23 protein-coding genes are annotated in these 22,575 nt (G+C 74.0%); 19 read left to right on the forward strand and 4 right to left on the reverse strand.

Annotation, left to right across the window (positions count from 1 at the left end):
* Positions 1-287: sigma-70 family RNA polymerase sigma factor (locus tag RIM90_RS02045; protein ID WP_309058750.1), on the forward strand; the 287-nt coding region annotated here is incomplete at its 5' end.
* 65 nt (positions 288-352) lie between these two features.
* Here RIM90_RS02045 and RIM90_RS02050 read toward each other — a convergent pair.
* Positions 353-1,534: a hypothetical protein gene (locus tag RIM90_RS02050; RefSeq protein WP_309058751.1), complete on the reverse strand. Its 1,182-nt coding sequence runs from the start codon at positions 1,532-1,534 to the stop codon at positions 353-355.
* A 176-nt stretch (positions 1,535-1,710) separates the two neighbouring features.
* On the opposite strand from RIM90_RS02050, the gene RIM90_RS02055 reads away from it, so the two are divergent.
* From RIM90_RS02055 to RIM90_RS02075, 5 genes are all read left to right on the forward strand, one after another.
* Positions 1,711-3,144: an NAD(P)H-hydrate dehydratase gene (locus tag RIM90_RS02055; RefSeq protein WP_309058752.1), complete on the forward strand. Its 1,434-nt coding sequence runs from the start codon at positions 1,711-1,713 to the stop codon at positions 3,142-3,144.
* 198 nt (positions 3,145-3,342) lie between these two features.
* Positions 3,343-4,515 carry an alanine racemase gene (alr, locus tag RIM90_RS02060; protein ID WP_309058753.1) on the forward strand — a complete coding sequence of 391 codons (1,173 nt, stop codon included), beginning with the start codon at positions 3,343-3,345 and terminating at the stop codon, positions 4,513-4,515.
* Positions 4,516-4,635: 120 nt separating this feature from the next.
* Positions 4,636-5,901: an alpha/beta hydrolase gene (locus tag RIM90_RS02065; RefSeq protein ID WP_309058754.1), complete on the forward strand. Its 1,266-nt coding sequence runs from the start codon at positions 4,636-4,638 to the stop codon at positions 5,899-5,901.
* Positions 5,867-6,400 carry a tRNA (adenosine(37)-N6)-threonylcarbamoyltransferase complex ATPase subunit type 1 TsaE gene (tsaE, locus tag RIM90_RS02070; protein ID WP_309058755.1) on the forward strand — a complete coding sequence of 178 codons (534 nt, stop codon included), beginning with the start codon at positions 5,867-5,869 and terminating at the stop codon, positions 6,398-6,400. The genes RIM90_RS02065 and tsaE overlap by 35 nt, the downstream gene beginning before the upstream one ends.
* A gap of 193 nt (positions 6,401-6,593) precedes the next feature.
* Positions 6,594-6,824: a hypothetical protein gene (locus tag RIM90_RS02075; protein WP_309058756.1), complete on the forward strand. Its 231-nt coding sequence runs from the start codon at positions 6,594-6,596 to the stop codon at positions 6,822-6,824.
* Between the two features lie 46 nt (positions 6,825-6,870).
* On the opposite strand, the gene RIM90_RS02080 is transcribed toward RIM90_RS02075, so the two are convergent.
* Positions 6,871-7,419 carry a hypothetical protein gene (locus RIM90_RS02080; protein ID WP_309058757.1) on the reverse strand — a complete coding sequence of 183 codons (549 nt, stop codon included), beginning with the start codon at positions 7,417-7,419 and terminating at the stop codon, positions 6,871-6,873.
* A gap of 119 nt (positions 7,420-7,538) precedes the next feature.
* Here RIM90_RS02080 and tsaB point away from each other — a divergent pair, with 119 nt between their 5' ends.
* The 5 genes from tsaB (at position 7,539) to RIM90_RS02105 (ending at position 10,318) form a co-directional block, all read left to right on the forward strand.
* Positions 7,539-8,192 carry a tRNA (adenosine(37)-N6)-threonylcarbamoyltransferase complex dimerization subunit type 1 TsaB gene (tsaB, locus tag RIM90_RS02085; protein ID WP_309058758.1) on the forward strand — a complete coding sequence of 218 codons (654 nt, stop codon included), beginning with the start codon at positions 7,539-7,541 and terminating at the stop codon, positions 8,190-8,192.
* The gene (rimI, locus tag RIM90_RS02090) at positions 8,189-8,689 is read left to right on the forward strand and encodes a ribosomal protein S18-alanine N-acetyltransferase (protein ID WP_309058759.1); all 501 of its coding nucleotides are present in this window, start codon (positions 8,189-8,191) and stop codon (positions 8,687-8,689) included. The genes tsaB and rimI overlap by 4 nt, the downstream gene beginning before the upstream one ends.
* Positions 8,690-8,713: 24 nt before the next feature.
* The gene (gene tsaD / locus RIM90_RS02095) at positions 8,714-9,811 is read left to right on the forward strand and encodes a tRNA (adenosine(37)-N6)-threonylcarbamoyltransferase complex transferase subunit TsaD (RefSeq protein ID WP_309058760.1); all 1,098 of its coding nucleotides are present in this window, start codon (positions 8,714-8,716) and stop codon (positions 9,809-9,811) included.
* Positions 9,808-10,071: a hypothetical protein gene (locus RIM90_RS02100; protein ID WP_309058761.1), complete on the forward strand. Its 264-nt coding sequence runs from the start codon at positions 9,808-9,810 to the stop codon at positions 10,069-10,071. The genes tsaD and RIM90_RS02100 overlap by 4 nt, the downstream gene beginning before the upstream one ends.
* 88 nt (positions 10,072-10,159) lie before the next feature.
* On the forward strand, positions 10,160-10,318 hold the full coding sequence (locus RIM90_RS02105; protein WP_309058762.1) for a hypothetical protein: 159 nt from the start codon (positions 10,160-10,162) through the stop codon (positions 10,316-10,318).
* 89 nt (positions 10,319-10,407) lie between these two features.
* Here RIM90_RS02105 and RIM90_RS02110 read toward each other — a convergent pair whose 3' ends face one another.
* The gene (locus RIM90_RS02110; RefSeq protein ID WP_309058763.1) at positions 10,408-12,720 is read right to left on the reverse strand and encodes a glycoside hydrolase family 3 N-terminal domain-containing protein; all 2,313 of its coding nucleotides are present in this window, start codon (positions 12,718-12,720) and stop codon (positions 10,408-10,410) included.
* A gap of 138 nt (positions 12,721-12,858) precedes the next feature.
* On the opposite strand from RIM90_RS02110, the gene RIM90_RS02115 reads away from it, so the two are divergent.
* From RIM90_RS02115 to RIM90_RS02130, 4 genes are all read left to right on the forward strand, one after another.
* Positions 12,859-13,911 (forward strand): LacI family DNA-binding transcriptional regulator, encoded by a 1,053-nt coding sequence (locus RIM90_RS02115; RefSeq protein WP_309058764.1) that lies wholly within the window; start codon positions 12,859-12,861, stop codon positions 13,909-13,911.
* Positions 13,912-14,067: 156 nt separating this feature from the next.
* On the forward strand, positions 14,068-15,156 hold the full coding sequence (locus RIM90_RS02120; protein ID WP_375165389.1) for an LCP family protein: 1,089 nt from the start codon (positions 14,068-14,070) through the stop codon (positions 15,154-15,156).
* Positions 15,157-15,334: 178 nt separating this feature from the next.
* On the forward strand, positions 15,335-15,691 hold the full coding sequence (locus RIM90_RS02125; RefSeq protein ID WP_309058765.1) for a YciI family protein: 357 nt from the start codon (positions 15,335-15,337) through the stop codon (positions 15,689-15,691).
* 96 nt (positions 15,692-15,787) lie between these two features.
* The gene (locus RIM90_RS02130) at positions 15,788-17,095 is read left to right on the forward strand and encodes an RNA polymerase sigma factor (RefSeq protein ID WP_375165386.1); all 1,308 of its coding nucleotides are present in this window, start codon (positions 15,788-15,790) and stop codon (positions 17,093-17,095) included.
* Between the two features lie 110 nt (positions 17,096-17,205).
* Here RIM90_RS02130 and RIM90_RS02135 read toward each other — a convergent pair whose 3' ends face one another.
* Positions 17,206-18,393: a methyltransferase domain-containing protein gene (locus tag RIM90_RS02135; RefSeq protein WP_309058766.1), complete on the reverse strand. Its 1,188-nt coding sequence runs from the start codon at positions 18,391-18,393 to the stop codon at positions 17,206-17,208.
* Between the two features lie 90 nt (positions 18,394-18,483).
* On the opposite strand from RIM90_RS02135, the gene RIM90_RS02140 reads away from it, so the two are divergent.
* The 4 genes from RIM90_RS02140 (at position 18,484) to groL (ending at position 22,552) form a co-directional block, all read left to right on the forward strand.
* A complete protein-coding gene (locus RIM90_RS02140) occupies positions 18,484-19,416 on the forward strand; it encodes a polysaccharide deacetylase family protein (protein ID WP_309058767.1) in 933 nt (310 codons plus the stop codon).
* Positions 19,413-20,201: a polysaccharide deacetylase family protein gene (locus RIM90_RS02145; protein WP_309058768.1), complete on the forward strand. Its 789-nt coding sequence runs from the start codon at positions 19,413-19,415 to the stop codon at positions 20,199-20,201. Before RIM90_RS02140 ends, RIM90_RS02145 begins: the two co-directional genes overlap by 4 nt.
* Positions 20,202-20,502: 301 nt before the next feature.
* Positions 20,503-20,811, forward strand: coding sequence for a co-chaperone GroES (gene groES / locus RIM90_RS02150; protein WP_073932713.1), 309 nt, complete (start codon positions 20,503-20,505; stop codon positions 20,809-20,811).
* A gap of 115 nt (positions 20,812-20,926) precedes the next feature.
* Positions 20,927-22,552 (forward strand): chaperonin GroEL, encoded by a 1,626-nt coding sequence (gene groL / locus RIM90_RS02155; RefSeq protein ID WP_309058769.1) that lies wholly within the window; start codon positions 20,927-20,929, stop codon positions 22,550-22,552.
* Positions 22,553-22,575 lie beyond the last annotated feature (23 nt).

The following is a 22,575-nucleotide window of genomic DNA, read 5'->3' on the forward strand; positions in this document are numbered from 1 at the left end:
CCTCGCTGGACGCCGCCATCGGCGGCGAGCCGGACGGCGAGAGCGTGCTGGCGGACTTCATCGGTACCGAGGACGCCGCCCTGGAACTGGTCGAGGACTTCCACGCCCTGGCCCCGATGATCGCCGAGCTCGACGAGCGCGAACGCAGGATCGTCCACTGGCGCTTCGTCGAGGAACTCACCCAGGCGGAGATCGGCGAGCGGCTCGGCTGCTCCCAGATGCACGTCTCGCGGCTGCTCTCCCGCACCCTGAAGCGGCTGCGCGCCGGCATGCTCACCACGAGCTGACCGGGCGGGGGTGCCCGCCCGGGCTGCGGTCCAGTGGGGTGGCCACACCCCGGGCGGGGGCTCCGCTAGCAGATCGACTGGCTGCTGTTCACCAGGCGGTTGTTGCGGAACGTCGTGTTCTCGCCGCAGGGGCTCTCACGGATCGACGAGTCCGTCACCGTGAGGTTCTGGAGGGTGATGTCCCTGTTGTTCGGGAACTCCGAGCGGGCCGCCAGGCGGATCTCGCCGCCGCCGGTGACCGTTCCGCTCTGGGCGGCGAGGTTCACGTTGTAGCAGTTCTCGATCAGGATCGCGTTGTTGCCGGTGTGCGAGAGCGTCACCCGGTCGATCGTCGCGCCGCCGCTCTCGGAGACGCAGAACACGCCGCGTCCGCCGCCGCGCGCGACGACCTCGCCGACGCGGATGTTGGTCGGGTAGGAGCTGCCGATCCGCCCGTTGCGGTTGGCCATGCGGAAGGCGGCGTAACCGGTGCCGGTGCCCGCGTTCTCCGCGTCCACCTTGGCGACCGTGGCGTTGACGGTCTGGTTCAGCAGCAGGCCCGACTCGCCGACGTTGCGGGCGGTGACCGTGCCGACGGTGAGGCCGTCGACGCCGTACGTCTCGACGGCGTGGCTGGACGCGCCGGAGACGTAGACGTGGTCGATGCGGACGTTGCGCGTCCACTGGCTGGTGTCGCCGCGGTTGTCGATGCGGACGCCGAGTCCGCGCGACAGGCGCATGTCGATCTGGCCGAGGACCACGTTCTGCACGTTGCGCAGGAAGATGCCGTACAGCGGGGCACCGGTGACGTTGAGGTGCTGGACCTCGATGTCCCGGGTGCCGCGGGAGTAGACCGGGGCCTGGTCGCCGGAGCCGCTGCCGGTGACGTTGATGGTGCCGCAGACGTCGAGCGTGGTGTAGCTGGGCAGCGAGATGCGCGAACCCGCGGAGATGGAGCCCGAGCCGCGGACCACCACCCGCTCCTTGCTGGTGCGGCCGGAGGACAGGCTGTTGATCGCCGCCTGGACGGCCGCGCGCATGTCGGTTCCGGTGTACACGGTGCTGCCGCCGCGCCGGGCGGTCCAGGTGCCGCCGCTCTGCACGGCCTCGGCCTGGTAGGAGCCGTCACCGCAGGCGGCGGCCCGGGCGGGGGCCGGGGTGGCGGCGTCCGCGCTCGTGGCGGCGGTGGCGGGGGCCGACAGGGTGCCGGCCGCGGTGAGGAGTGCGGTGGCGCCGGCTGCGGCGAGGAGTGCGGCTCTGCGTCCCATGGGTCCTCTGCTTCCGTCGTCGAATCGATTCGACTGAATCGATTCATCGTGTGGGGGGCGGAGAGTTTGGCAAGGGCATGGCAATCGCGTCAATGGTCGCGACCGGCTTGCGGTCGCTTCGTGGTCGGTTCCGGTGGGGCGGGAGTCGGGCGGCCGTGTGCGGGAGACTCGGACGCATGCGGACTGCGTACGGTGTGGAGACGGTCAGGGCGGCGGAACGGGAACTGATGGCACGGCTGCCGGAGGGGGCGCTGATGCAGCGCGCCGCCGCCGGGCTCGCCGCGGCCTGTGCGGACCTGCTCGGGCGGGTGTACGGCAGCCGGGTCGTCCTGCTGGTCGGCAGCGGGGACAACGGCGGTGACGCCCTGTACGCCGGTGCCCGGCTGGCCCGGCGCGGCGCGGGGGTGAGCGCGGTGCTGCTCGCGCCGGAGCGCGCCCACGCCGGGGGGCTCGCGGCGCTGCGCCGGGCGGGCGGCCGGGCGGTGGGCGCGGAGGCGGCCGGGGAGCTGATCGAGCGGGCCGATCTCGTCCTCGACGGCATCGTCGGGATCGGCGGCAAGGGCGGGCTGCGGCCGGAGGCGGAGCCCCTGGCCGGCGCCGTCGCGCGGGCGCGGGCCGCGGTGGTCGCCGTGGACCTGCCGAGCGGGGTCGACGCCGACACCGGGGAAGTGCGGGGGACGGCGATCCGGGCCGACCTCACGGTGACCTTCGGGACGCACAAGCCGGGCCTGCTGATCGATCCGGCGCGGGAGTACGCGGGGTCGGTGCGGCTGGTCGGCATCGGACTGGAGCTGCCGGCGGAACCCGAGCTGGAGGCGTTGCAGCACGCGGACGTGGCCCGGCTGCTGCCGGTGCCGGCCGCCGAGAGCGACAAGTACCGGCGGGGCGTCGTCGGCATCGCGGCCGGGTCCGCCCGCTATCCGGGGGCCGCGGTGCTCGCGGTGGCGGGGGCGCTGCGCGGCGGCGCGGGGGCCGTACGGTACGTCGGTCCCGCCGGGCAGGCCGTGATCGCCCGCTTCCCCGAGACGCTGGTGTCGGACCGGGGACCGGAACACGCGGGGCGGGTGCAGGCCTGGGTGGTCGGGCCGGGGGCCGGGGACGACGCGGCGACCGTCGCGGAGGTGCTGGCGGCGGACGTACCGGTGCTGATCGACGCGGACGGGCTGCGGCTGGCCGAGCCGTCGGCGGTACGGGCGCGCCGGGCGCCGACCCTGATGACCCCGCACGCCGGGGAGGCCGCCGCGCTGCTCGGCGTCGAACGGAACGAGGTCGAGAACGGCCGGCTGTCCGCGGTACGGGAGCTGGCGGCGCGGTACGGGGCGGCCGTGCTGCTCAAGGGCTCGACGACCTTGGTGGCCGACGCGGGCGGCGGGCCCGTACGGGTGAACCCGACCGGAACCTCCTGGCTGGCCACGGCGGGGAGCGGGGACGTGCTGTCGGGCCTCGCGGGGTCACTGCTGGCGGCGGGACTGTCGGCCGTGGACGCGGGGAGCGCGGCGGCGTACCTGCACGGCCTGGCGGGCCGCTTCGCGGCGGACGGGGCACCGGTGGGGGCGCATGACGTGGCGGAGAGGATCGCGGCGGCCTGGCGGGATGTCGTGCGGGGGTGAGGTGCGGGTCCCGGCGGGGCGGTCGTGCGTGGCTGGGGTGCGGGTCCTGGGGGACGGCCGTATGCGGCTGGGGCGCGGGTCCCCGGTGGGGCGGTCGTGCGTGGCTGGGGCGCGGGTCCTGGCGAGGCGGTCGTGCGTGGCTGAGGTGCGGGCCCCGGCGGGACGGGGGCGGCATGGGGCTCTGAGACACTGGGCGGGATGAACGAGACAGTTGCCCAGCGGACCGCCCAGCTGCGGGCCCGTGCCGAGATCGACCTGGCCGCCGTGCGGGCCAATGTGCGCGCCCTGCGGGAGCGTGCGCCCGGCGCCGCTCTCATGGCCGTGGTCAAGGCCGACGGGTACGGGCACGGCGCGGCCGCGTGCGCGCGGGCGGCTGTCGGGGCCGGGGCGACCTGGCTGGGCACGGCCACGCCGCAGGAGGCGCTCGCGCTGCGCGCGCCCGGCGCCGGCGTGCCCGCCGACGTGCGGATCATGTGCTGGTTGTGGACGCCCGGCGGACCGTGGCGGGAGGCGATCGAGGCCGACCTCGACGTGTCCGTCAGCGGCACGTGGGCGTTGGAGGAGGTCCGCCGGGCCGCGCGGCTCGCGGGACGGGCCGCGCGGGTGCAGCTCAAGGCCGACACCGGGCTCGGGCGCGGCGGCTGCCAGCCCGACGACTGGGCCGGGCTGGTCGCCGGGGCGCTGCGCGCCGAGGCCGAGGGGCTGCTGCGCGTCACCGGCCTGTGGTCCCACTTCGCCTGCGCCGACGAGCCGGGGCATCCCTCCATCGCCGCCCAGCTCGCCCGCTTCCGGGAGATGGTGGCGTACGCCGAGGAGCAGGGGGTGCGCCCCGAGGTGCGGCACATCGCCAACTCGCCCGCCACCCTCACCCTCCCCGAGACCCACTTCGACCTCGTCCGCCCCGGCATCGCGATGTACGGCGTCTCACCCAGCCCCGAGATCGGCACCCCGGCCGACTTCGGACTGCGCCCGGCGATGACCCTGTCCGCCTCCCTGGCCCTGGTGAAGCACGTCCCGGGCGGCCACGGCGTCAGCTACGGCCACCACTACGTCACCCCGGGAGCCACCACCCTGGGCCTCGTCCCCCTCGGCTACGCGGACGGCATCCCGCGCCACGCCTCCTCCGCCGGTCCCGTGCTGGTCGAGGGCAAGTGGCGCACGGTCGCGGGGCGGGTCGCGATGGACCAGTTCGTCGTCGACCTGGGCGGGGACGAGCCGGCGCCGGGGGCCGAGGCGGTCCTCTTCGGCCCCGGTGACCGCGGCGAGCCCACCGCCGAGGACTGGGCGCAGGCCGCGGGCACCATCGCGTACGAGATCGTCACCCGGATCGGAACCCGCGTGCCGCGCGTCTATGTGAATGCGACGGCGTGAACGAGTCGGTGGACGAGTTGTCGGCATGAACACATTGACGTGCGCGGGGAACGGGACGGGTGATCCGCGCGGAGACACGGAACCCACCCCGGCCAGTGGCCCGGCGAAGAGGAGCGGTACGTGAGCGAGAGCAGTGCGCAGGCCGTCACGACCGCTGCCGCGGCGGCCGCCGCCTCCGCCACCTCCGCCGCCGGAGCGTCCGGGGGCTGGCGCCGGGCGACCGGCATCGCCGGTGCGGCGATAGGCGTGATCGCCACCGGAGCCGCCGCCGGTGTCGCGATAGAGCGGATGACGGTCGGCCGGAGCGTGCGCAGGAAGGCCCGGCTCGTCCTCGACTCCGCGGGACCGTACGGCGCGCTGCGCGGCACGCCCGGCAAGGCGTACTCCGACGACGGCACCGAGCTGTACTACGAGGTCGACGACCCCGATCCGGACCCCGACGCCACCACGCCCGCGCGCCGGCGCCGGCTGTTCGGGCGCAGGTCCCCGGCTCCGGTCACCGTCGTCTTCAGCCACGGCTACTGCCTCAACCAGGACTCCTGGCACTTCCAGCGGGCCGCGCTGCGGGGCGTCGTACGGACCGTGCACTGGGACCAGCGCAGCCACGGCCGCTCCGGGCGGGGCGTGGCCCAGACGGAGCGGGGCGAGCCGGTCACCATCGAGCAGCTGGGGCAGGACCTGAAGGCCGTCATCGACGCGGCGGCGCCCGAGGGACCGATCGTGCTGGTCGGGCACTCCATGGGCGGGATGACGGTGATGGCCTTCGCCGACCGGTACCCCGAGCTGGTCCGCGAGCGGGTCGTCGGCGTCGCCCTCGTCGGCACCTCGTCGGGGCGGCTCGGCGAGGTCAACTTCGGACTGCCGGTGGCCGGGGTCAACGCGGTGCGGCGGGTGCTGCCGGGGGTGCTGAAGGCGCTCGGGCAGCGGGCCGAGCTGGTGGAGAAGGGGCGCCGGGCCACCGCGGACCTGTTCGCCGGGATCATCAAGCGGTACTCGTTCGCGTCCCGGGACGTGGACCCGGCCGTCGCCCGGTTCGCCGAGCGGATGATCGAGAGCACGCCGATCGACGTGGTCGCCGAGTACTACCCGGCGTTCAACGACCACGACAAGACCGAGGCCCTCGCCCACTTCGCCGGCCTGCCGGTGCTGGTGCTGGCCGGTGTGCAGGACCTGGTGACGCCCAGCGAGCACAGCGAGGCGATCGCCGATCTGCTCCCGGACGCGGAGCTGGTGCTGGTGCCGGACGCCGGGCACCTGGTGATCCTGGAGCACCCGGAAGTGGTCACCGACCGGCTCGCCGACCTGCTCACCCGCACGGGCGCGGTGCCGGCAGGGATTACCGTGAACGGTTATGGAAGCACCAGCGACACCGCACGGCCCGGCTGAGCCGCAGCCGTCCACGAACGCCGTCGAGCTGACCGTCACCTCGCCCGGCCAGATGCGCGAGCTCGGCCGCCGGCTGGCCAAGCTGCTGCGCGCGGGCGACCTCGTGATGCTCTCGGGTGAGCTCGGCGCGGGCAAGACGACACTGACCAGAGGGCTCGGCGAGGGGCTCGGCGTCCGGGGCGCGGTCACCTCCCCGACGTTCGTGATCGCCCGGGTGCACCCGTCCCTGGGCGAGGGTCCGCCGCTGGTCCACGTCGACGCGTACCGGCTGTCCGGCGGGCTGGACGAGATGGAGGACCTCGACCTCGACGTCTCGCTGCCCGAGTCGGTGATCGTCGTGGAGTGGGGCGAGGGCAAGGTCGAGGAGCTGACCGAGGACCGCCTCCAGCTCGTCATCCACCGCGCGGTCGGCGACACCACGGACGAGGTGCGGCACGTCACGCTCACCGGGCTGGGCGAGCGCTGGCGGGGCACCGACCTGAGCGTGCTGTCGGCCTGAGGCCCCGTGCGCGCCCGGGGCCGCGCCCGGACGGCCCGGGGCCGCTCCGGGCCGCCCGGGACCGCCGCGGATGAACATTCCGACAAGACGTCGGCAAACTGTTGCGTTCGGTGTCCCGAGCGTGGTCACATGGTATCCAGCTCGTAGTTAGGTGTGCCTAACTACGTTCGCCCCCGACCCCCAGGAGGCGTCCATGCCGGCCGACCGGAGCACCCACCGGCCCACGGTGCAGCAGCCGCAGTCGCCTTCCGGGGTGCCGATGAGCGACCTGCTCGCCGCCTGCGCCGCGGCCGCCGCGATCTCCACCCCGCCCCGCGTCCCCGAGCCCGGGGGCACCGGGCCGGCGGAGGGCCGCGACCGTCACGCCCCCCACGACCGTCATCACGACCGTCACGGCCGCCCGGACCGCCGCGAGGCCGCGTAGCCGGAGTCGGCCGGTGCGCCCGGACCGGTCCGCCGGCCTCCGGCGGTCACGGGACGACGACGACCTTGCGGCCGATCGTCGCGAACTTCCACATCGCCGCGCCGTCGGCGCGGGTCTCGCGCACACCGCCCGTCCGCTTCCTGGGGTCGGGGTCCGGGGCCGAGCCGTCGACCGCCGCGCTGAAGCCGATCACCGTGCCCTCGACGGAGGCGAAGCGGACGACGTGTTCGACCGGGACGCCGTCCGATCCGGTGATGCGCTTGGAGCGGGACGTGACCCGGTAGGTGCCCGGTGCGGGGTCCACCGTGCTGGGGCTGACCCCGAACGTGCGCCTGACCCCGCCGTCCGCCCCGACCAGCCAGACCCGGTCGTCGTCGAGGGAGTACACGACCCGGGCGCCCTGGCCGGACCGGCCGGGCAGGGCCGTGGGGTGGTTCCCGTCCCGGGGTGCCTCGGGGACGGCCGGTGCGCCGCCGGCGCTCGGGTGGCGCAGCTCGGCCGGGACGTTCACCGACGCCTGGTGGCCGAGGAAGCCGACCGTCGCGAAGGCCGTCGCGGTCAGCCCCGCCACGATCACCGAGCTGGTGCCTGCCACCGCCGTCACCTCTGTCCCGCTCTGTCCCGTCCTGTACGTATGTCGACGCGACCGTAGCAGGACGTGACCGCCCGGCCGTCGCGGCCGTGGCCGGGGCGCGGGAGCCGTAGGCTGTTTGCGTGCTCTTGCTCGCTCTGGATACCGCCACCCCCGCCGTCACCGTCGCGCTGCACGACGGCCGCGACGTCATCGCCTCGTCGAGTCAGGTGGACGCCCGCCGCCACGGTGAGCTGCTGCTCCCGGCGATCGACCGGGTGCTCGCCGAGGCCGGTCTGAAGCTGGACGCCGTCACCGGGATCGTCGCCGGCATCGGCCCGGGCCCGTACACCGGGCTGCGCGTCGGCCTGATGACCGCGGACACCTTCGGGCTCGCGCTCGGCGTCCCCGTGCACGGTGTGTGCACGCTGGACGGCCTCGCCTACGCGGCCGACCTGGAGGGCCCCTTCGTCGTGGCGACCGACGCCCGCCGCAAGGAGGTCTACTGGGCGCGCTACGCCGACTCCCGCACCCGCCTCACCGACCCGGCCGTCGACCGGCCCGCCGCCATCGCCGAGCAGGTCAAGGGCCTGCCCGCGGTCGGCGCGGGCGCGCTGCTGTACCCCGAGACCTTCCCCAAGGCGCACGAGCCCGAGCACGTGTCCGCCGCCGCCCTGGCCCGGCTGGCCGCCGAGAGGCTGGCGGCGGGCGAGGAACTGCCCGCGCCCCGGCCGCTGTACCTGCGCCGGCCCGACGCCCAGGTCCCCAAGAACTACAAGGTGGTCACCCCCAAGTGACCGGACCCGAGACTGCCGTGCTGCGCGAGATGCGCTGGTGGGACATCGATCCCGTGCTGGCTCTGGAGCGGGAGCTGTTCCCCGACGACGCCTGGTCGCGGGGGATGTTCTGGTCCGAGCTGGCCCATGCGCGCGGGCCCGGGGCGACCCGGTGCTACGTCGTGGCCCAGGAGGGCGACCGGATCGTCGGATACGCGGGACTCGCCTCCTCCGGGGACCAGGCCGACATCCAGACCATCGCCGTCACCCGCGACCACTGGGGCACCGGCCTCGGCTCGCGGCTGCTGACCGAACTGCTGCGGGCGGCGACCGCCTTCGAGTGCGCCGAGGTGCTGCTGGAGTGCCGGATCGACAACGTCCGCGCCCAGAAGCTCTACGAGCGCTTCGGCTTCGAGACCATCGGGGTCAGGCGCGGCTACTACCAGCCGGGGAACGTGGACGCCCTGGTGATGCGCCTGACCGACCCGTCCACCCCTGCGAACCCGCGAATCCCGTGAACGGCGGACAAGGAACCGAGAGCCATGGCTGACGAACCCCTGGTACTGGGGATCGAGACCTCCTGCGACGAGACCGGCGTCGGCATCGTCCGCGGCACCACCCTGCTGGCGGACGCCGTCGCCTCCAGCGTCGACGAGCACGCCCGTTTCGGCGGTGTCGTCCCGGAGGTCGCCTCCCGGGCGCACCTGGAGGCGATGGTGCCGACCATCGACCGCGCGCTGAAGGAGGCGGGGGTGAGCGCGCGCGACCTGGACGGCATCGCCGTCACCGCCGGCCCCGGCCTCGCCGGCGCGCTGCTGGTCGGCGTCTCGGCGGCCAAGGCGTACGCCTACGCCCTCGGCAAGCCCCTGTACGGCGTCAACCACCTCGCCTCGCACATCTGCGTCGACCAGCTCGAGCACGGGGCGCTGCCCGAGCCGACGATGGCGCTGCTGGTGTCCGGCGGGCACTCCTCGCTGCTGCTGTCGAGCGACATCACCTCCGACGTCCGCCCGATGGGCGCCACCATCGACGACGCGGCGGGCGAGGCCTTCGACAAGATCGCCCGCGTGCTGGACCTCGGCTTCCCCGGCGGCCCGGTCATCGACCGGTACGCGAAGGAGGGCGACCCGGACGCGATCGCGTTCCCGCGCGGCCTGACCGGGCCGCGCGACCCGGCGTACGACTTCTCCTTCTCCGGGCTGAAGACGGCCGTGGCCCGCTGGATCGAGGCGAAGCGGGCGGCGGGGGAGGAGGTGCCGGTGCGCGATGTGGCGGCCTCCTTCCAGGAGGCGGTCGTGGACGTGCTCACCCGCAAGGCCGTGCGCGCCTGCAAGGACGAGGGCGTCGACCACCTGATGATCGGCGGCGGGGTGGCCGCCAACTCCCGGCTGCGGTCCCTCGCCCAGGAGCGCTGCGAGGCGGCCGGCATCCGGCTGCGCGTGCCGCGGCCCAAGCTGTGCACGGACAACGGCGCGATGGTCGCGGCACTGGGCGCGGAGATGGTCGCCCGGGGCCGCCCGGCCTCCGACTGGGACCTGTCGGCGGACTCCTCGCTGCCGGTGACGGACCCGCACGTGCCGGGCGAGGCCCACTCCCACGACCACGTGCACGAGATCGGCAAGGAGAACCTGTACTCGTGACGGTCGCGCTGATGTGGGAGGCCCGGGCGGTGCCCGGCCGGGGTGCCGACCTGCTGGCCTGGGCGCAGGAGCGGGCGCGGGAGCTGTCCGGACGGCCCCTGCGCCGGGAGACCTTCCGCGCCCCGCAGGACCGCGTCCTGGTCGTCACCTGGTGGGACGCCCCGTACGACGCGGAACTCCCCGAGCTGCCGGAGCCGGACGGGGAACTGGTCACGCGGGCGGCGCACCGGTGGCGGTTCGAGTCGCTCGGAGGCACCTGACCCCGCGTCGGCCGGAGCGCGGCCGTACGCCAGGACGCCCGCCCGGCGCAGCATGTCCCCGTAGGGGTCGGTGACCAGGTGGCCCACGTTGCCCAGGCGGGCCGGCCGCCACCGGGCCGCGGCGTGGCCGCGGTTCAACGAACCGGTCGGCCTGCTGCGGGACGACCTCGGCGTGGCGCCGGTGCTCTCCCGGGAGGAACCGCCGGAGGACTCGCCGCGCGCGGCCGTCGCCGGCCTCCGGGCGTGACGCCGGTGGTGAGCAGGGGGTACGGCACCTGCTCACCACCGGTACCGGACGCCGGGGCGGAACCCGGCGAAGGGGCGGGCCCGGGCGGGTCACTCCGCCGCGGACACCTCCGTCCCGCACCGCAGCCGCCGGTCCGCCCCCGGCGTCCGCGTCGGGCCCGTGAGGAGGAGGCGGACGGTGTGGCGGACGTCCGCGCTCGATGCCGCCAGCCGCAGCTCCAGGGCGCCCGGTTCGACGACGCGGGCGCCCGTGCGGTCGGTGAACGCCGAGAGGTCGGCGTGGAAGCGGAAGGTCACCCGCGCCGCCGCGCCCGGAGCCAGTTCCACCCGCTGGTAGCCGATCAGGCGGACGTCCGGACGGGTCACCGACGCCACCGGGTCGTGCAGGTAGAGCTGCACGACCTCGGCGCCCTCGCGGTCGCCCGTGTTGCGCACGGTCAGGGACACGTCGTACGACCCGTCCGTCGCGAGCTCCACCGGCGCGTCGCCGCCCGTGCGGTCCTCCCAGGCGAACGTCGTGTACGAGCGGCCGTGGCCGAAGGCGTACAGCGGGGTCGGGTCGAGGTTGCTGACCTCGCCCGCCAGGCCCAGCGGCGGCTGGAGGTAGGTCCACGGCTGGCCACCGGGCAGCCGCGGCACGCTCACCGGCAGCCGGCCGGAGGGGTTGACGCGGCCCGACAGCACTCCCGCCACCGCCGGGCCGCCCTCCTCCCCCGGGAAGAAGGCCTGGACGGCGGCGCCCAGGCGGCCCTGCCAGCGGCCGAGCGCGTACGGGCGCCCGGTGAGCAGCACCAGCACGACCGGCACCCCCGTGGCGACCAGCGCGTCCAGCAGGTCCGCCTGGACGCCGGGCAGGTTCAGGTCGGTCGCGTCGCAGCCCTCGCCGGAGGTGCCGCGGCCGAACAGGCCCGCCCGGTCGCCGAGCACCGCCACGCACACGTCCGCCTCGGCGGCGCGTGCCACCGCCTCCTCGAAGCCCGCGGTGCCGGGGCCGGAGGTGTCACAGCCCTCCGCGAACGTCACCTTGGCGTCGGGCAGCTCGGCGCGCAGCGACTCCAGCACGGTCGGGACCTCGACGCCCGTCGGGACGCCGGGGTGGTGGGGGAGGACGTGGGACGGGAAGGAGTAGCAGCCCAGCATGGCCAGCGCGTCGTCGGCGCGGGGCCCGACGACCGCGATCCGGGTGTCGGGGGAGAGCGGGAGCAGGCCGTCGGGGTTGTCCAGCAGGACCACCGACTCCTCGGCCAGGCGGCGGGCCACGGCGCGGTTCCCGGCGGAGTCGAGGTCGACCGGGGCGGCCGGCTCAGGGGTCCAGTCCTCGTCCAGCAGGCCCAGTTCGCACTTCTGGAGCAGGACCCGGCGGGCCGCCCGGTCCACCAGCTCCGGCGGGACCTCGCCGGCCCGGACCGCCTCCAGCAGGGGCTCGCCGTAGCACTTGAGGGTGGGCAGCTCGACGTCGATGCCGGCCAGCAGCGCCGCGTGCGCCGCCTCGGCCGGGGTGCCGGCCACCCGGTGCAGGGTCTGCAGGAAGCCGATGCCGAAGTAGTCGGAGACGACCGTTCCGGTGAACTCCCACTCCTCGCGCAGGAGCCGGGTGAGCAGCCCCGGGTCGGCCGACGCGGGCACGCCGTCGGTCTCGGTGTACGCGGCCATCACCGAACGTGCCCCGCCCTCGCGCAGCGCCATCTCGAACGGCGGCAGGGTGACGTCGGCGAACTCCCGGACCCCGGCCCGCACCGGCGCGAGGTTGCGCGCCCCGGCCGAGGCGGCGTACCCGGCGAAGTGCTTGAGCGTGGCGACGACCCCGGCGGACTCGAGGCCGCGCACATACGCGGTGCCGATCGTGCCGACCAGGTACGGGTCCTCGCCGATGGTCTCCTCCACCCGGCCCCAGCGCGGATCCCGCACGACGTCCAGGACGGGCGCGAGGCCCTGGTGGACGCCGGCCGAGCGCAGGTCCTGGCCGATGCGCCGGGCCATCCGCTCCACCAGCTCGGGGTCGAAGCTCGCGCCCCAGGCCAGCGGGACGGGGTAGGCGGTGGCCCGCCAGGCGGTGAACCCGGCCAGGCACTCCTCGTGCGCGACCGCCGGGATGCCGAACCGGCCGGCCGCGGCGATCCGGCGCTGGGCGCGGGCCAGTGCCCGCGCGCCGAGGTCCGGGTCGACGGGGGCCGTGCCGTAGGAGCGGGTGATCTGGCCGAGGCCGAGGGTGATCAGCTCGTCCCAGTCGTAGTCCGAGGTCATGTCGTGCTGGTGCGGGGCGACACCGCCGCCGTCGGTGTCGGCGCCCACCCACACGCCGTACAGCTGGGCGGTCTTCTCCTCCAGGGTCATCCGGGAGAGCAGGTCGTCGACGCGGGCGGCAGCGGGCAGGGCGGGGTCACGCCAGGGCACGGGGGTCATGAAGCTCCTGTCGGGTGGACGGACGGCCCCTTCATGAACGCGTGGTACGAATGTTTCGAAATATGCATCGAATGTTCCGGGAACCTATGGTGCCCGGAGGGCTTCGTCAAGGGGGCCCGCAGAGATACGATCGCCGCCATGACTTCCCCGCAGCCCGCTGAAACCCGGACGCGAGGGCGCAGCGCGCAGACCGCGACCCTCGCCGAAATCGCCCGCGAGGCCGGTGTCTCCGCGCCGACTGTTTCGAAGGTCCTCAACGGTCGCGCCGATGTCGCCCCCGCCACCCGCAGCCGGGTCGAGGGACTGCTGCGCGCCCACGGCTACCGGCGCCGACGCGCCGAGGCCACCCGTTCCCCCCTGATCGACCTGGTCTTCCACGAGCTGGAGAGCGCCTGGGCGATGGAGGTCATCCGGGGCGTGGAGAACGTGGCCCGGGACGCGGGCCTCAGCGTCGTGCTCTCCGAGAGCGCGGGGCGGCTCACCCCGGGACGCACCTGGGCCGACCAGGTCGCCGCGCGCCGCCCGCACGGCGTGATCCTCGTGCTGTCCGGTCTGGACGAGTCCGGGCGGGCGCTGCTGACCAGCCGCTCCATCCCGTTCGTGGTGATGGACCCGGCCGGTGATCCGGGCACCGACGTGCCGTCCATCGGCGCGACCAACTGGCAGGGCGGGCTCGCCGCCACCCGGCACCTGGTCGATCTGGGCCACACCAGGATCGGGGCGATCAGCGGGCCCTCGCGGATGATGTGCAGCCGCGCCCGCATCGACGGCTACCGCGCCGCCCTGGAGACCGCCGGGCTGCCGGTGGACCCCGGGCTGATCGTGACGGGCGACTTCCACCACGAGGCCGGCTACCGGCAGGGCCTCGCCCTGCTGCGCCGGGACGACCGGCCCACCGCCGTCTTCGCCGGCAACGACCTCCAGGCCCTCGGGCTGTACGAGGCCGCGCGCGAGCTGGGGCTGCGGATCCCCGAGGACCTGAGCGTGGTCGGGTTCGACGACCTGCCGGTGGCCCGCTGGGTGGGGCCGCCGCTGACGACCGTGCGGCAGCCGCTGACGGAGATGGCGGAGGCGGCGGCCAAGCTGGTCCTCGACCTCGGCAAGGACGAGAACCCGGTGGCGGCGACCCGGGTGGAGCTGGCGACGAGCCTGGTGGTGCGCAGCAGCACGGCGGCCCCGGCGGGGATGTGAGCCCGCCGGGCGACGTCGCTGCCGGATGAAGTCGGCCGTCGGTCCTTCGAAACTTTCGGAGGGGGTGGGAGGGCGTCGCGGGCTCTTCGGAGTCTGAGAATTTCCCAAGAAAACCGGTCCGGAGGTCGTTGCTCGTCATAATTCGGACTTACGTTCCTGTTCGTGACGGGACATCAGGGGAGCGGCGGAACCGGTGACGACGGGGCCGGTGACGAGTCCGGGGGCGCGGGCGCGGAAGCGGGCACGGGCGGACGGGCGGCCCGGCGGGTGCGGGTGCTGAGGATCGCCGGACTCGCGCTGGCGGGCGTGCTCGTCCTGGGCGCCGGGGCGGCGGGCTGGGCGTACTGGCAGCTGAACGACAACATACGAAGCGTCGACATCGACAGCGCCCTGGGCGACGACCGCCCCGCCAGGCCCCTGACCGCCCCGTCCCCGGACGCCTCCGCCCCGGCCCCGCCCGTGCCGACCGGGTCCCTGAACATCCTGGTCCTCGGCTCGGACTCGCGCGGCGGCGACGGCGCCGGCGCCCGTTCCGACACCGCCATGATCGTCCACCTCGACGCCGGCCGGACCGGCGCGACGGTGGTCAGCATCCCGCGCGACACCCTCGTCGACCGGCCCTCGTGCCCGCTGCCGGACGGGGGAGCGACCCGGCCGGTGTCCGGCGCGATGTTCAACAGCGCGTACGCGGTGGGCGGGCCGGTGTGCGCGGTGAAGACCGCGGAGGCGCTCACGGACGTCCGCATGGACCACTACGTCGAGATCGACTTCGCCGGCTTCGAGGGCCTGGTCGACACGCTCGGCGGGGTCACCGTCACCACGGACGAGGACATCGACGACGACCGGAGCCGTCTGCGCCTGGAGGCGGGCACCCACCACCTCGACGGCGCGGACGCCCTCGCCCTGGCCCGCACCCGGTACGGCATCGGCGACGGCGGCGACCTGGGCCGCATCGGGCTCCAGCACCAGCTGGTGAAGGCCCTGCTGGAGCGGGTCGCGGAGCAGGACCTGCTGACCGACCCGGTGAGGCTGTACGAGGTCGCCGACGCCGTCACCGGCAGCCTCACGACCGACACCGGCCTGGACTCGCTGGGCGAGCTGACGCGGTTCGGCCGGAGCCTGCGGGACCTGTCGTCGGCCGGCGTCACGACCCTCACCATGCCGGTGCTGCCGGCGCCCTGGGACGGCAACCGGGTGGTGGCGGACGAGCCGGAGGCGGAGGAGCTGTGGGCGTCGCTGAGGTGAGTCCCCGGAGCGGACCCGGCCCGCGGGAGCGTACGGCCGGGAAAATTCTCGGAGAATCTTGAAGGAACCGGGGAGGCCGCCGAATAAATCGAGAGAGGCTGTCGATCCCGGCGTCACCCGTTCGACGCAGGGGTGAGAGGCCGGGAAGGACCCGGCCCGCACGACACCAGGAGTCGCGATGCCGCGCTATCTCTCCCTGATCCGGATCGACGAGAACAACACCCCCGCCGGGGGACCCAGCCCCGAGCTGATGCAGCGCATGGGTGAGCTGATCGAGGAGATGACCAAGGCCGGGGTCCTGCTCGACACCGCGGGGCTGCACCCGACCGCCCAGGGCACCCGGGTGCACTACGAGGGCGGACAGCTCTCCGTCACCGACGGGCCGTTCACCGAGTCCAAGGAGGTCATCGGCGGCTACGCCCTGATGCAGGCCAAGGACAAGGCCGAGGCGATCGAGTGGACCAAGCGGTTCCTGAAGGTGCACGAGGAGCACTGGACGGTGACCAGCGAGGTGCGGGAGATCGTGGAGCACTGAGCGGGCCGGGCGCCGGGCGGGCCGAGCGGGTCCTCCGCCGGGTCCCCGGCGGCCCCTCCTTGGCCGGGCCGCCGTACGGGTGTCTGATGGTGGGCTGTGACACCGCAGCCCACCGATGACGCCCACGGCACGGCCGAGACCGTCGAGACCGTTTTCCGCATGGAGTCCCCCCGGGTGATCGCCGGCGTGGCCCGCATCGTCCGGGACGTCGGCATCGCCGAGGAGCTCGCCCAGGACGCCCTGGTCGCCGCGCTGGAGCAGTGGCCGGAGGACGGGGTGCCCGGCAATCCGGGCGCCTGGCTCATGGCCACCGCCCGCCACCGTGCCGTCGACCTGATCCGCCGCCGGGAGAACTACGCCCGCAAGCTGGCCGAGATCGGCCGGGACCTGCCGGCCGCGGCACCGCCGGAGGAGCCCGCCGACCCGGAGGACATCGACGACGACCTGCTGCGCCTCGTCTTCACCGCCTGCCACCCGGTGCTCTCCGCCGAGTCCCGGATCGCCCTCACCCTGCGCCTGCTCGGCGGCCTGACCACGGCCGAGATCGCCCGCGCCTTCCTCGTGCCGGAACCGACGGTGGCCCAGCGCATCGTGCGCGCGAAACGCACCCTGGCGAAGCGGGACATCGCCTTCGAGGTGCCCTGCGGCCCCGACCGCGAGGCCCGCCTCGGCTCGGTCCTGGACGTCATCTACCTGATCTTCAACGAGGGGTACGCCGCCACGGCCGGCGGCGACTGGCTGCGCCCCGCCCTGTGCGAGGACGCGCTGCGGCTGGCCCGGGTGCTGTCCGGGCTGATGCCGAAGGAGCCCGAGGTCCACGGCCTCACCGCGCTCCTGGAGTTCCAGGCCTCCCGCACCGCCTCCCGCACCGGTCCGGACGGCCGGCCGGTCCTCCTCGAGGACCAGAACCGCGCCCGCTGGAACCGCCTGCTCATCGCCCGCGGCGTCGCCGCCCTCGCCCGCGCCGAGGCCGTCTCCGGCGGCGCCCCGGGCCCGTACGCCCTCCAGGCCGCCATCGCCGCCTGCCACGCGCACGCGTACTCCTACGAGGAGACCGACTGGCCCCGCATCGCCACGCTCTACGGCCTCCTCGCCGCCCGCGCGCCCTCCCCGGTCGTCGAACTCAACCGGGCGGTGGCCGTCTCCATGGCCGAGGGGCCCGCCGCCGCGCTGCCCCTCGTCGACGCCCTGACCGGCGTGCCGGCACTGCGCGGCTACCACCTCCTGCCGAGCGTGCGCGGGGACCTGCTGGCCCGCCTCGGCCGTACGGAGGAGGCCCGGGCGGAGTTCGGGCGGGCGGCGTCGCTGACCCGGAACGAACGGGAGCGGGAGCTGCTGCTGCGGCGGGCGGGGACGCCCGGCCGGGACACCGGGGCACCGGGGGACGACCACCCGTCCGGCTGACCGGCGGGGCGATCGTCGCGTCCTGAGCCGGTGTCACGTCCTGAGCCGCCGTCACCTCCCGGGCCGCTCCGCTCCCGTGGGCGGCTCCCCGCGGGCGGCCCCCGCGGACCTCACCGCACCGGGTGGCCGAGCAGCATCGTCGGGGCGCCGTCGACGCGGGTCAGGAACACCGTGACGGACTCGGTGCCGTGCGGCTTGGGCAGGACCTTGCGCCGCAGCTCCTCCGGCTCCACCGCCGAGCCGCGCTTCTTGACGGTCAGGGTGCCGACCCGCCGCTCCCGCAGCAGCGCCTTCAGCCTCTTGGCGTTGAAGGGGAGGCGGTCGGTGATCTCGTAGGCGGTGGCGTACGGCGTGTCGTGCAGGGCGTCGGAGGTGACGTAGGCGATGGTCGGGTCGATCAGTCCGCCGTCCAGGTCCGCGGCCACCTCGGCGACCAGGTGGGCGCGGATGACGGCGCCGTCCGGCTCGTACAGGTACCTCCCGACCGGCCGGACCTCGGGGTCCGGGAGCAGGGTGTCGGGTGTCGCGTGGACGCCGGCCCCGGCGGGCAGCAGCGTCGCCCGCCGCGCCCCCGGCGTCACGTCCCGGCCGAACCACAGCATGGCCTCCTTCACGTCCCCGCCGTCCGAGACCCACTCGGCCGTCGCCTCCGCGGGGATCGCCTCGTGCGGAATGCCGGGCGCGATCTTCAGCATGCCGAGCGGTGCCTTGAGCGCGGCGGACACGGCCCAGGACAGGGGAGGGGAGTAGGCCTCCGGATCGAAGATCCGGCCGCGTTTGGAGGAACGCCGGGCAGGGTCCACGAACACGGCGTCGTGTCCGGCCGTGTCCACCTCCGTCACGTCGGCCTCGCGCACCTCGATCAGGTCGGCGAGACCGAGCGCGTCGGCGTTGGCGCGGGCCGCCTCGCAGGTCAGCGGATCCCGGTCGACGGCCAGCACCCGGATCCCGGCGCGGGCGAACGCGATCGCGTCGCCGCCGATCCCGCAGCACAGGTCGGCGACGGACCGTACCCCCTTCGCCCGGAGGCACTCCGCCCGGTACGCCGCCACGCTCGCCCGGGTCGACTGCTCCACCCCGTTCGGCGTGAAGAACATCCGCCGGGCGTCCTCGGCCCCGAACTTCGCCACCGCCCGCTGCCGCAGCCGCGCCTGGCCGAGCGCCGCCGACACCAGCTCGGCGGGGTGCTCGCGGCGCAGCCGGGTCGCGACGGCGAGTTCGTGCGCCGGGTCGGTGTCGCGCACCTCGTCGAGGAGGGCGCGGCCTTCGGGGGTGAGGAGGGGGGCGAGGTCGTTCACCGGCCCATTGTCGGCCAGTCGGTGGACCGTGCGCCTCCGGCCGCGGTGTCGGGCCGGGTCGCGGGCGGTGGACTGCGAGGATCCGGCACCATGCGAGTAGTAGGACAAAATGACAAAAAGTGGGCCGGTTGCCGGCCCCCGGGCGGTGCGCGGATCGGCCTCGCCGTGCTCACGCTCGCCATCCTCGCCGCGGGCTGCGGACGGAGCGGCACCGAGGTGGTGCCGGCGGGCGGCCAGCAGCCCCTCGAGGCGCCCCCGGCCCGCGCGCTCGACTCCTACGCCACGAAGCTGCGCGCGGCGCACGCCGCCCGGGTCGCCGCCGCGAAACGCTGGGGACTGAAGAAGGTGCCCCTGACCGCTCCTCCGCCCCCGGCGAAGAAGCCGCGGATCACCACCCGCAAGGGCTTCGAGGTCGACGGCCACCGTCGACTGGACCTCCCCCCGGTCTTCACCACCGTCCCCACCGAGGAGAAGGTCGTCTTCCTCACCATCGACGACGGCGCCGAGAAGGACCCGGCGTTCCTGCGGATGATGAGCGAGCTGAGGGTCCCGTACACCGCCTTCCTCAGCGACTACCTGGTCAAGGGGGACTACGGCTACTTCAAGGAGATGCAGGACCGGGGCGTCGGCCTGCACAACCACACCCTGCACCACCCCTACATGCCGAACCTGTCCTACGCCCGCCAGAAGCGCGAGATCTGCGGCATGCAGAAGGTCATCGAGAAGCGCTACGGCAAGCGCCCCGCCCTCTTCCGCCCGCCCTTCGGCAACTACGACAAGGCCACCCTGCGCGCCGCGAAGGCCTGCGGGATCACGCACGTCCCCCTCTGGAACGAGGAGGTCTTCGTCGACCGCTGGGAGTACCGCGAGTGGGACCGCGAACTGCACCCCGGCGACATCGTCCTCACCCACTTCCGGGGCCGCGAGGACTGGAAGGGCACGATGCCGGACATGATCCGCCGCTTCCTGGACAAGGTCACGGCCGAGGGGTACGCGGTGGGACGGCTGGAGGACTACCTGTGAGGCGCCGGGGGGCACGGGCCGCCCTCCTCGCGGCCGCCGCCCTGCTGACCGCGCTCGCCGGGTGCGGTCCGTCGGCGGGGCCGGGGGACGGGGCGGCCGTGCGCGGGGCCGGGGAGAGGGGCGCGGAGGACGGTGCGGGTCAGTCGCCCGGAGACGGCCCCGCGCCGGGAGGAGGCGTACCGCCCGTCGTCGACCACGTCCCGACCGACGACAGGGTCGTCTTCCTCACCTACGACGACGGCGCCGAGCGCGACCCCCGCTTCATCGACCTGGTGCGCGAACGCCGTCTGCCCGTCAGCATGTTCCTCACGGACAGCGTGGTGGGCCCCGGGTACGCGCACTTCGCCCGCCTGCGCGCGGTCGGCGCGAGCCTGCAGAACCACACCCTCGACCATCCCGCCCTGCGCGGTCTGCCCTACGCCGGCCAGCGCGCCGAGATCTGCGGCCAGCAGCGCAAGCTCAAGGAGCGCTTCGGCGTCCGCCCGCACCTCTTCCGCCCGCCCCACGGCACGTACGACACCACGACCCTGCGCGCCGCCGCCGACTGCGGCATCGCGGCGGTCGTGCTCTGGCGGGTGACGCTGGAGGGCGACGGCCACCTCGCCTACACCCGCGGCGCGCACCGCCTGACCCCCGGTGACATCGTCTCCGTACCGTCGGGCGGGGCCCCGGCCCCGTCCCTGGCGGAGCGGACGACGCGGTTGCTGGACGAGCTGGAGGAACGGGGGCTGAGGGTGGGCAGGCTGGAGGACTACGTCCGGCGAACCAGCCCGTCCGGCGATTGAGGACAGGGCCCGTTCAGGGCCGGAGGGGGGCCCGGGGCACAGCCCCCGGGGACGGTCACTGCGGCACCGCCCGCTCGCACGCACACGCGAGGACGACACGCCCCCTCTGCCGACGCGCCGCACGGCGATTGGCACTCCGCTTGACCGAGTGCTAATCGCGGTCATAGTCTCAGGTCTGGCACTCCCCCCTGGAGAGTGCCAACCACGCGACGGGCAGGTCCGGCACCCGCGACGACGGATCGACCTGGTCGCCACCTCAGACAGTTAACCCCGTGAGATCTCCGAAGGGGGAGGTCGGATCGTGACGACCGCCAGCTCCAAGGTTGCCATCAAGCCGCTCGAGGACCGCATCGTGGTCCAGCCGCTCGACGCCGAGCAGACCACGGCTTCGGGCCTGGTCATTCCGGACACCGCCAAGGAGAAGCCCCAGGAGGGCGTCGTCCTGGCCATCGGCCCGGGCCGCATCGAGGACGGCAAGCGCGTCGAGCTCGACGTGAAGGTCGGCGACGTCGTGCTGTACAGCAAGTACGGCGGCACCGAGGTGAAGTACAACGGCGAGGAGTACCTCGTCCTCTCGGCCCGCGACGTCCTCGCGATCGTCGAGAAGTAAGTCACCTCGCAGCACATTTGCTCCTGACTGCGCCCCTGGTCCCCGCGACGCTCACCGATCCGGGCGCCCGGGGCGCAGTGTTTTCACTCAGATTCCCGAGAGGGCTCCCGCTGCCATGGCGAAGATCCTGAAGTTCGACGAGGACGCCCGTCGCGCCCTCGAGCGCGGCGTCAACAAGCTTGCCGACACGGTCAAGGTGACGATCGGCCCCAAGGGCCGCAACGTCGTCATCGACAAGAAGTTCGGCGCCCCCACCATCACCAACGACGGTGTCACGATCGCCCGCGAGGTCGAGATCGAGGACCCGTACGAGAACCTCGGCGCCCAGCTGGTCAAGGAGGTGGCGACCAAGACCAACGACATCGCGGGTGACGGTACGACCACCGCGACCGTGCTCGCCCAGGCGCTCGTGCGCGAGGGCCTGAAGAACGTCGCCGCCGGCGCCTCCCCGGCCGCCCTGAAGAAGGGCATCGACGCCGCCGTCAAGGCCGTCTCCGAGGACCTGCTCGCCTCGGCCCGCCCGATCGACGAGAAGTCCGACATCGCCGCCGTCGCCGCGCTGTCCGCCCAGGACCAGCAGGTCGGCGAGCTCATCGCCGAGGCGATGGACAAGGTCGGCAAGGACGGTGTCATCACCGTCGAGGAGTCCAACACCTTCGGTCTGGAGCTGGACTTCACCGAGGGCATGGCCTTCGACAAGGGCTACCTGTCGCCGTACTTCGTGACGGACCAGGAGCGCATGGAGGCCGTCCTGGACGACCCCTACATCCTCATCACCCAGGGCAAGATCTCCGCCATCGCGGACCTGCTGCCGCTGCTGGAGAAGGTCATCCAGGCCAACTCCTCCAAGCCGCTGCTGATCATCGCCGAGGACGTCGAGGGCGAGGCCCTGTCGACCCTGGTCGTCAACAAGATCCGCGGCACCTTCAACGCCGTCGCGGTGAAGGCCCCCGGCTTCGGCGACCGCCGCAAGGCGATGCTGCAGGACATGGCCGTCCTCACCGGCGCCACGGTCGTCTCCGAGGAGGTCGGCCTCAAGCTCGACCAGGTCGGCCTGGACGTCCTCGGCTCCGCCCGCCGCGTCACCGTCACCAAGGACGACACCACGATCGTCGACGGCGCCGGCAAGAAGGAGGACGTCGCGGGTCGCGTCGGCCAGATCAAGGCCGAGATCGAGACCACCGACTCCGACTGGGACCGCGAGAAGCTCCAGGAGCGCCTCGCGAAGCTGGCCGGCGGCGTGTGCGTGATCAAGGTCGGCGCCGCCACCGAGGTGGAGCTGAAGGAGAAGAAGCACCGCCTGGAGGACGCCATCTCCGCGACCCGCGCCGCGGTCGAGGAGGGCATCGTCTCCGGTGGTGGCTCCGCGCTGGTCCACGCCGTCAAGGTCCTCGAGGGCAACCTCGACAAGACCGGCGACGAGGCCACCGGTGTCTCCGTGGTCCGCAAGGCCGCCGTCGAGCCGCTGCGCTGGATCGCCGAGAACGCCGGCCTCGAGGGCTACGTCATCGTCTCCAAGGTCGCCGAGCTCGAGAAGGGCAACGGCTACAACGCCGCCACCGGCGAGTACGGCGACCTGATCAAGGCCGGCGTCATCGACCCGGTCAAGGTGACCCGCTCCGCCCTGGAGAACGCCGCCTCCATCGCCTCCCTCCTCCTGACGACCGAGACCCTGGTCGTCGAGAAGAAGGAAGAGGAAGAGCCGGCCGCCGCGGGCCACGGCCACGGCCACGCCCACTGAGCGATCCGCTCGGAGAACGCCGC

The sequence above is a fragment of the Streptomyces sp. genome (assembly GCF_031181555.1).
In the GTDB taxonomy this organism is placed as follows: Bacteria; Actinomycetota; Actinomycetes; order Streptomycetales; family Streptomycetaceae; genus Streptomyces; species Streptomyces fimbriatus.

Coding starts and splice junctions, on each gene's coding strand:
- RIM90_RS02050 (WP_309058751.1), bottom strand. CDS start 1,534: ATGGGACGCAGAGCCGCACTCCTCGCCGCAGCCGGCGCCACCGCACTC.
- RIM90_RS02055 (WP_309058752.1), top strand. CDS start 1,711: ATGCGGACTGCGTACGGTGTGGAGACGGTCAGGGCGGCGGAACGGGAA.
- alr (WP_309058753.1), top strand. CDS start 3,343: ATGAACGAGACAGTTGCCCAGCGGACCGCCCAGCTGCGGGCCCGTGCC.
- tsaE (WP_309058755.1), top strand. CDS start 5,867: ATGGAAGCACCAGCGACACCGCACGGCCCGGCTGAGCCGCAGCCGTCC.
- RIM90_RS02075 (WP_309058756.1), top strand. CDS start 6,594: ATGCCGGCCGACCGGAGCACCCACCGGCCCACGGTGCAGCAGCCGCAG.
- tsaD (WP_309058760.1), top strand. CDS start 8,714: ATGGCTGACGAACCCCTGGTACTGGGGATCGAGACCTCCTGCGACGAG.
- RIM90_RS02110 (WP_309058763.1), bottom strand. CDS start 12,720: ATGACCCCCGTGCCCTGGCGTGACCCCGCCCTGCCCGCTGCCGCCCGC.
- RIM90_RS02115 (WP_309058764.1), top strand. CDS start 12,859: ATGACTTCCCCGCAGCCCGCTGAAACCCGGACGCGAGGGCGCAGCGCG.
- RIM90_RS02125 (WP_309058765.1), top strand. CDS start 15,335: ATGCCGCGCTATCTCTCCCTGATCCGGATCGACGAGAACAACACCCCC.
- RIM90_RS02140 (WP_309058767.1), top strand. CDS start 18,484: ATGCGAGTAGTAGGACAAAATGACAAAAAGTGGGCCGGTTGCCGGCCC.
- groL (WP_309058769.1), top strand. CDS start 20,927: ATGGCGAAGATCCTGAAGTTCGACGAGGACGCCCGTCGCGCCCTCGAG.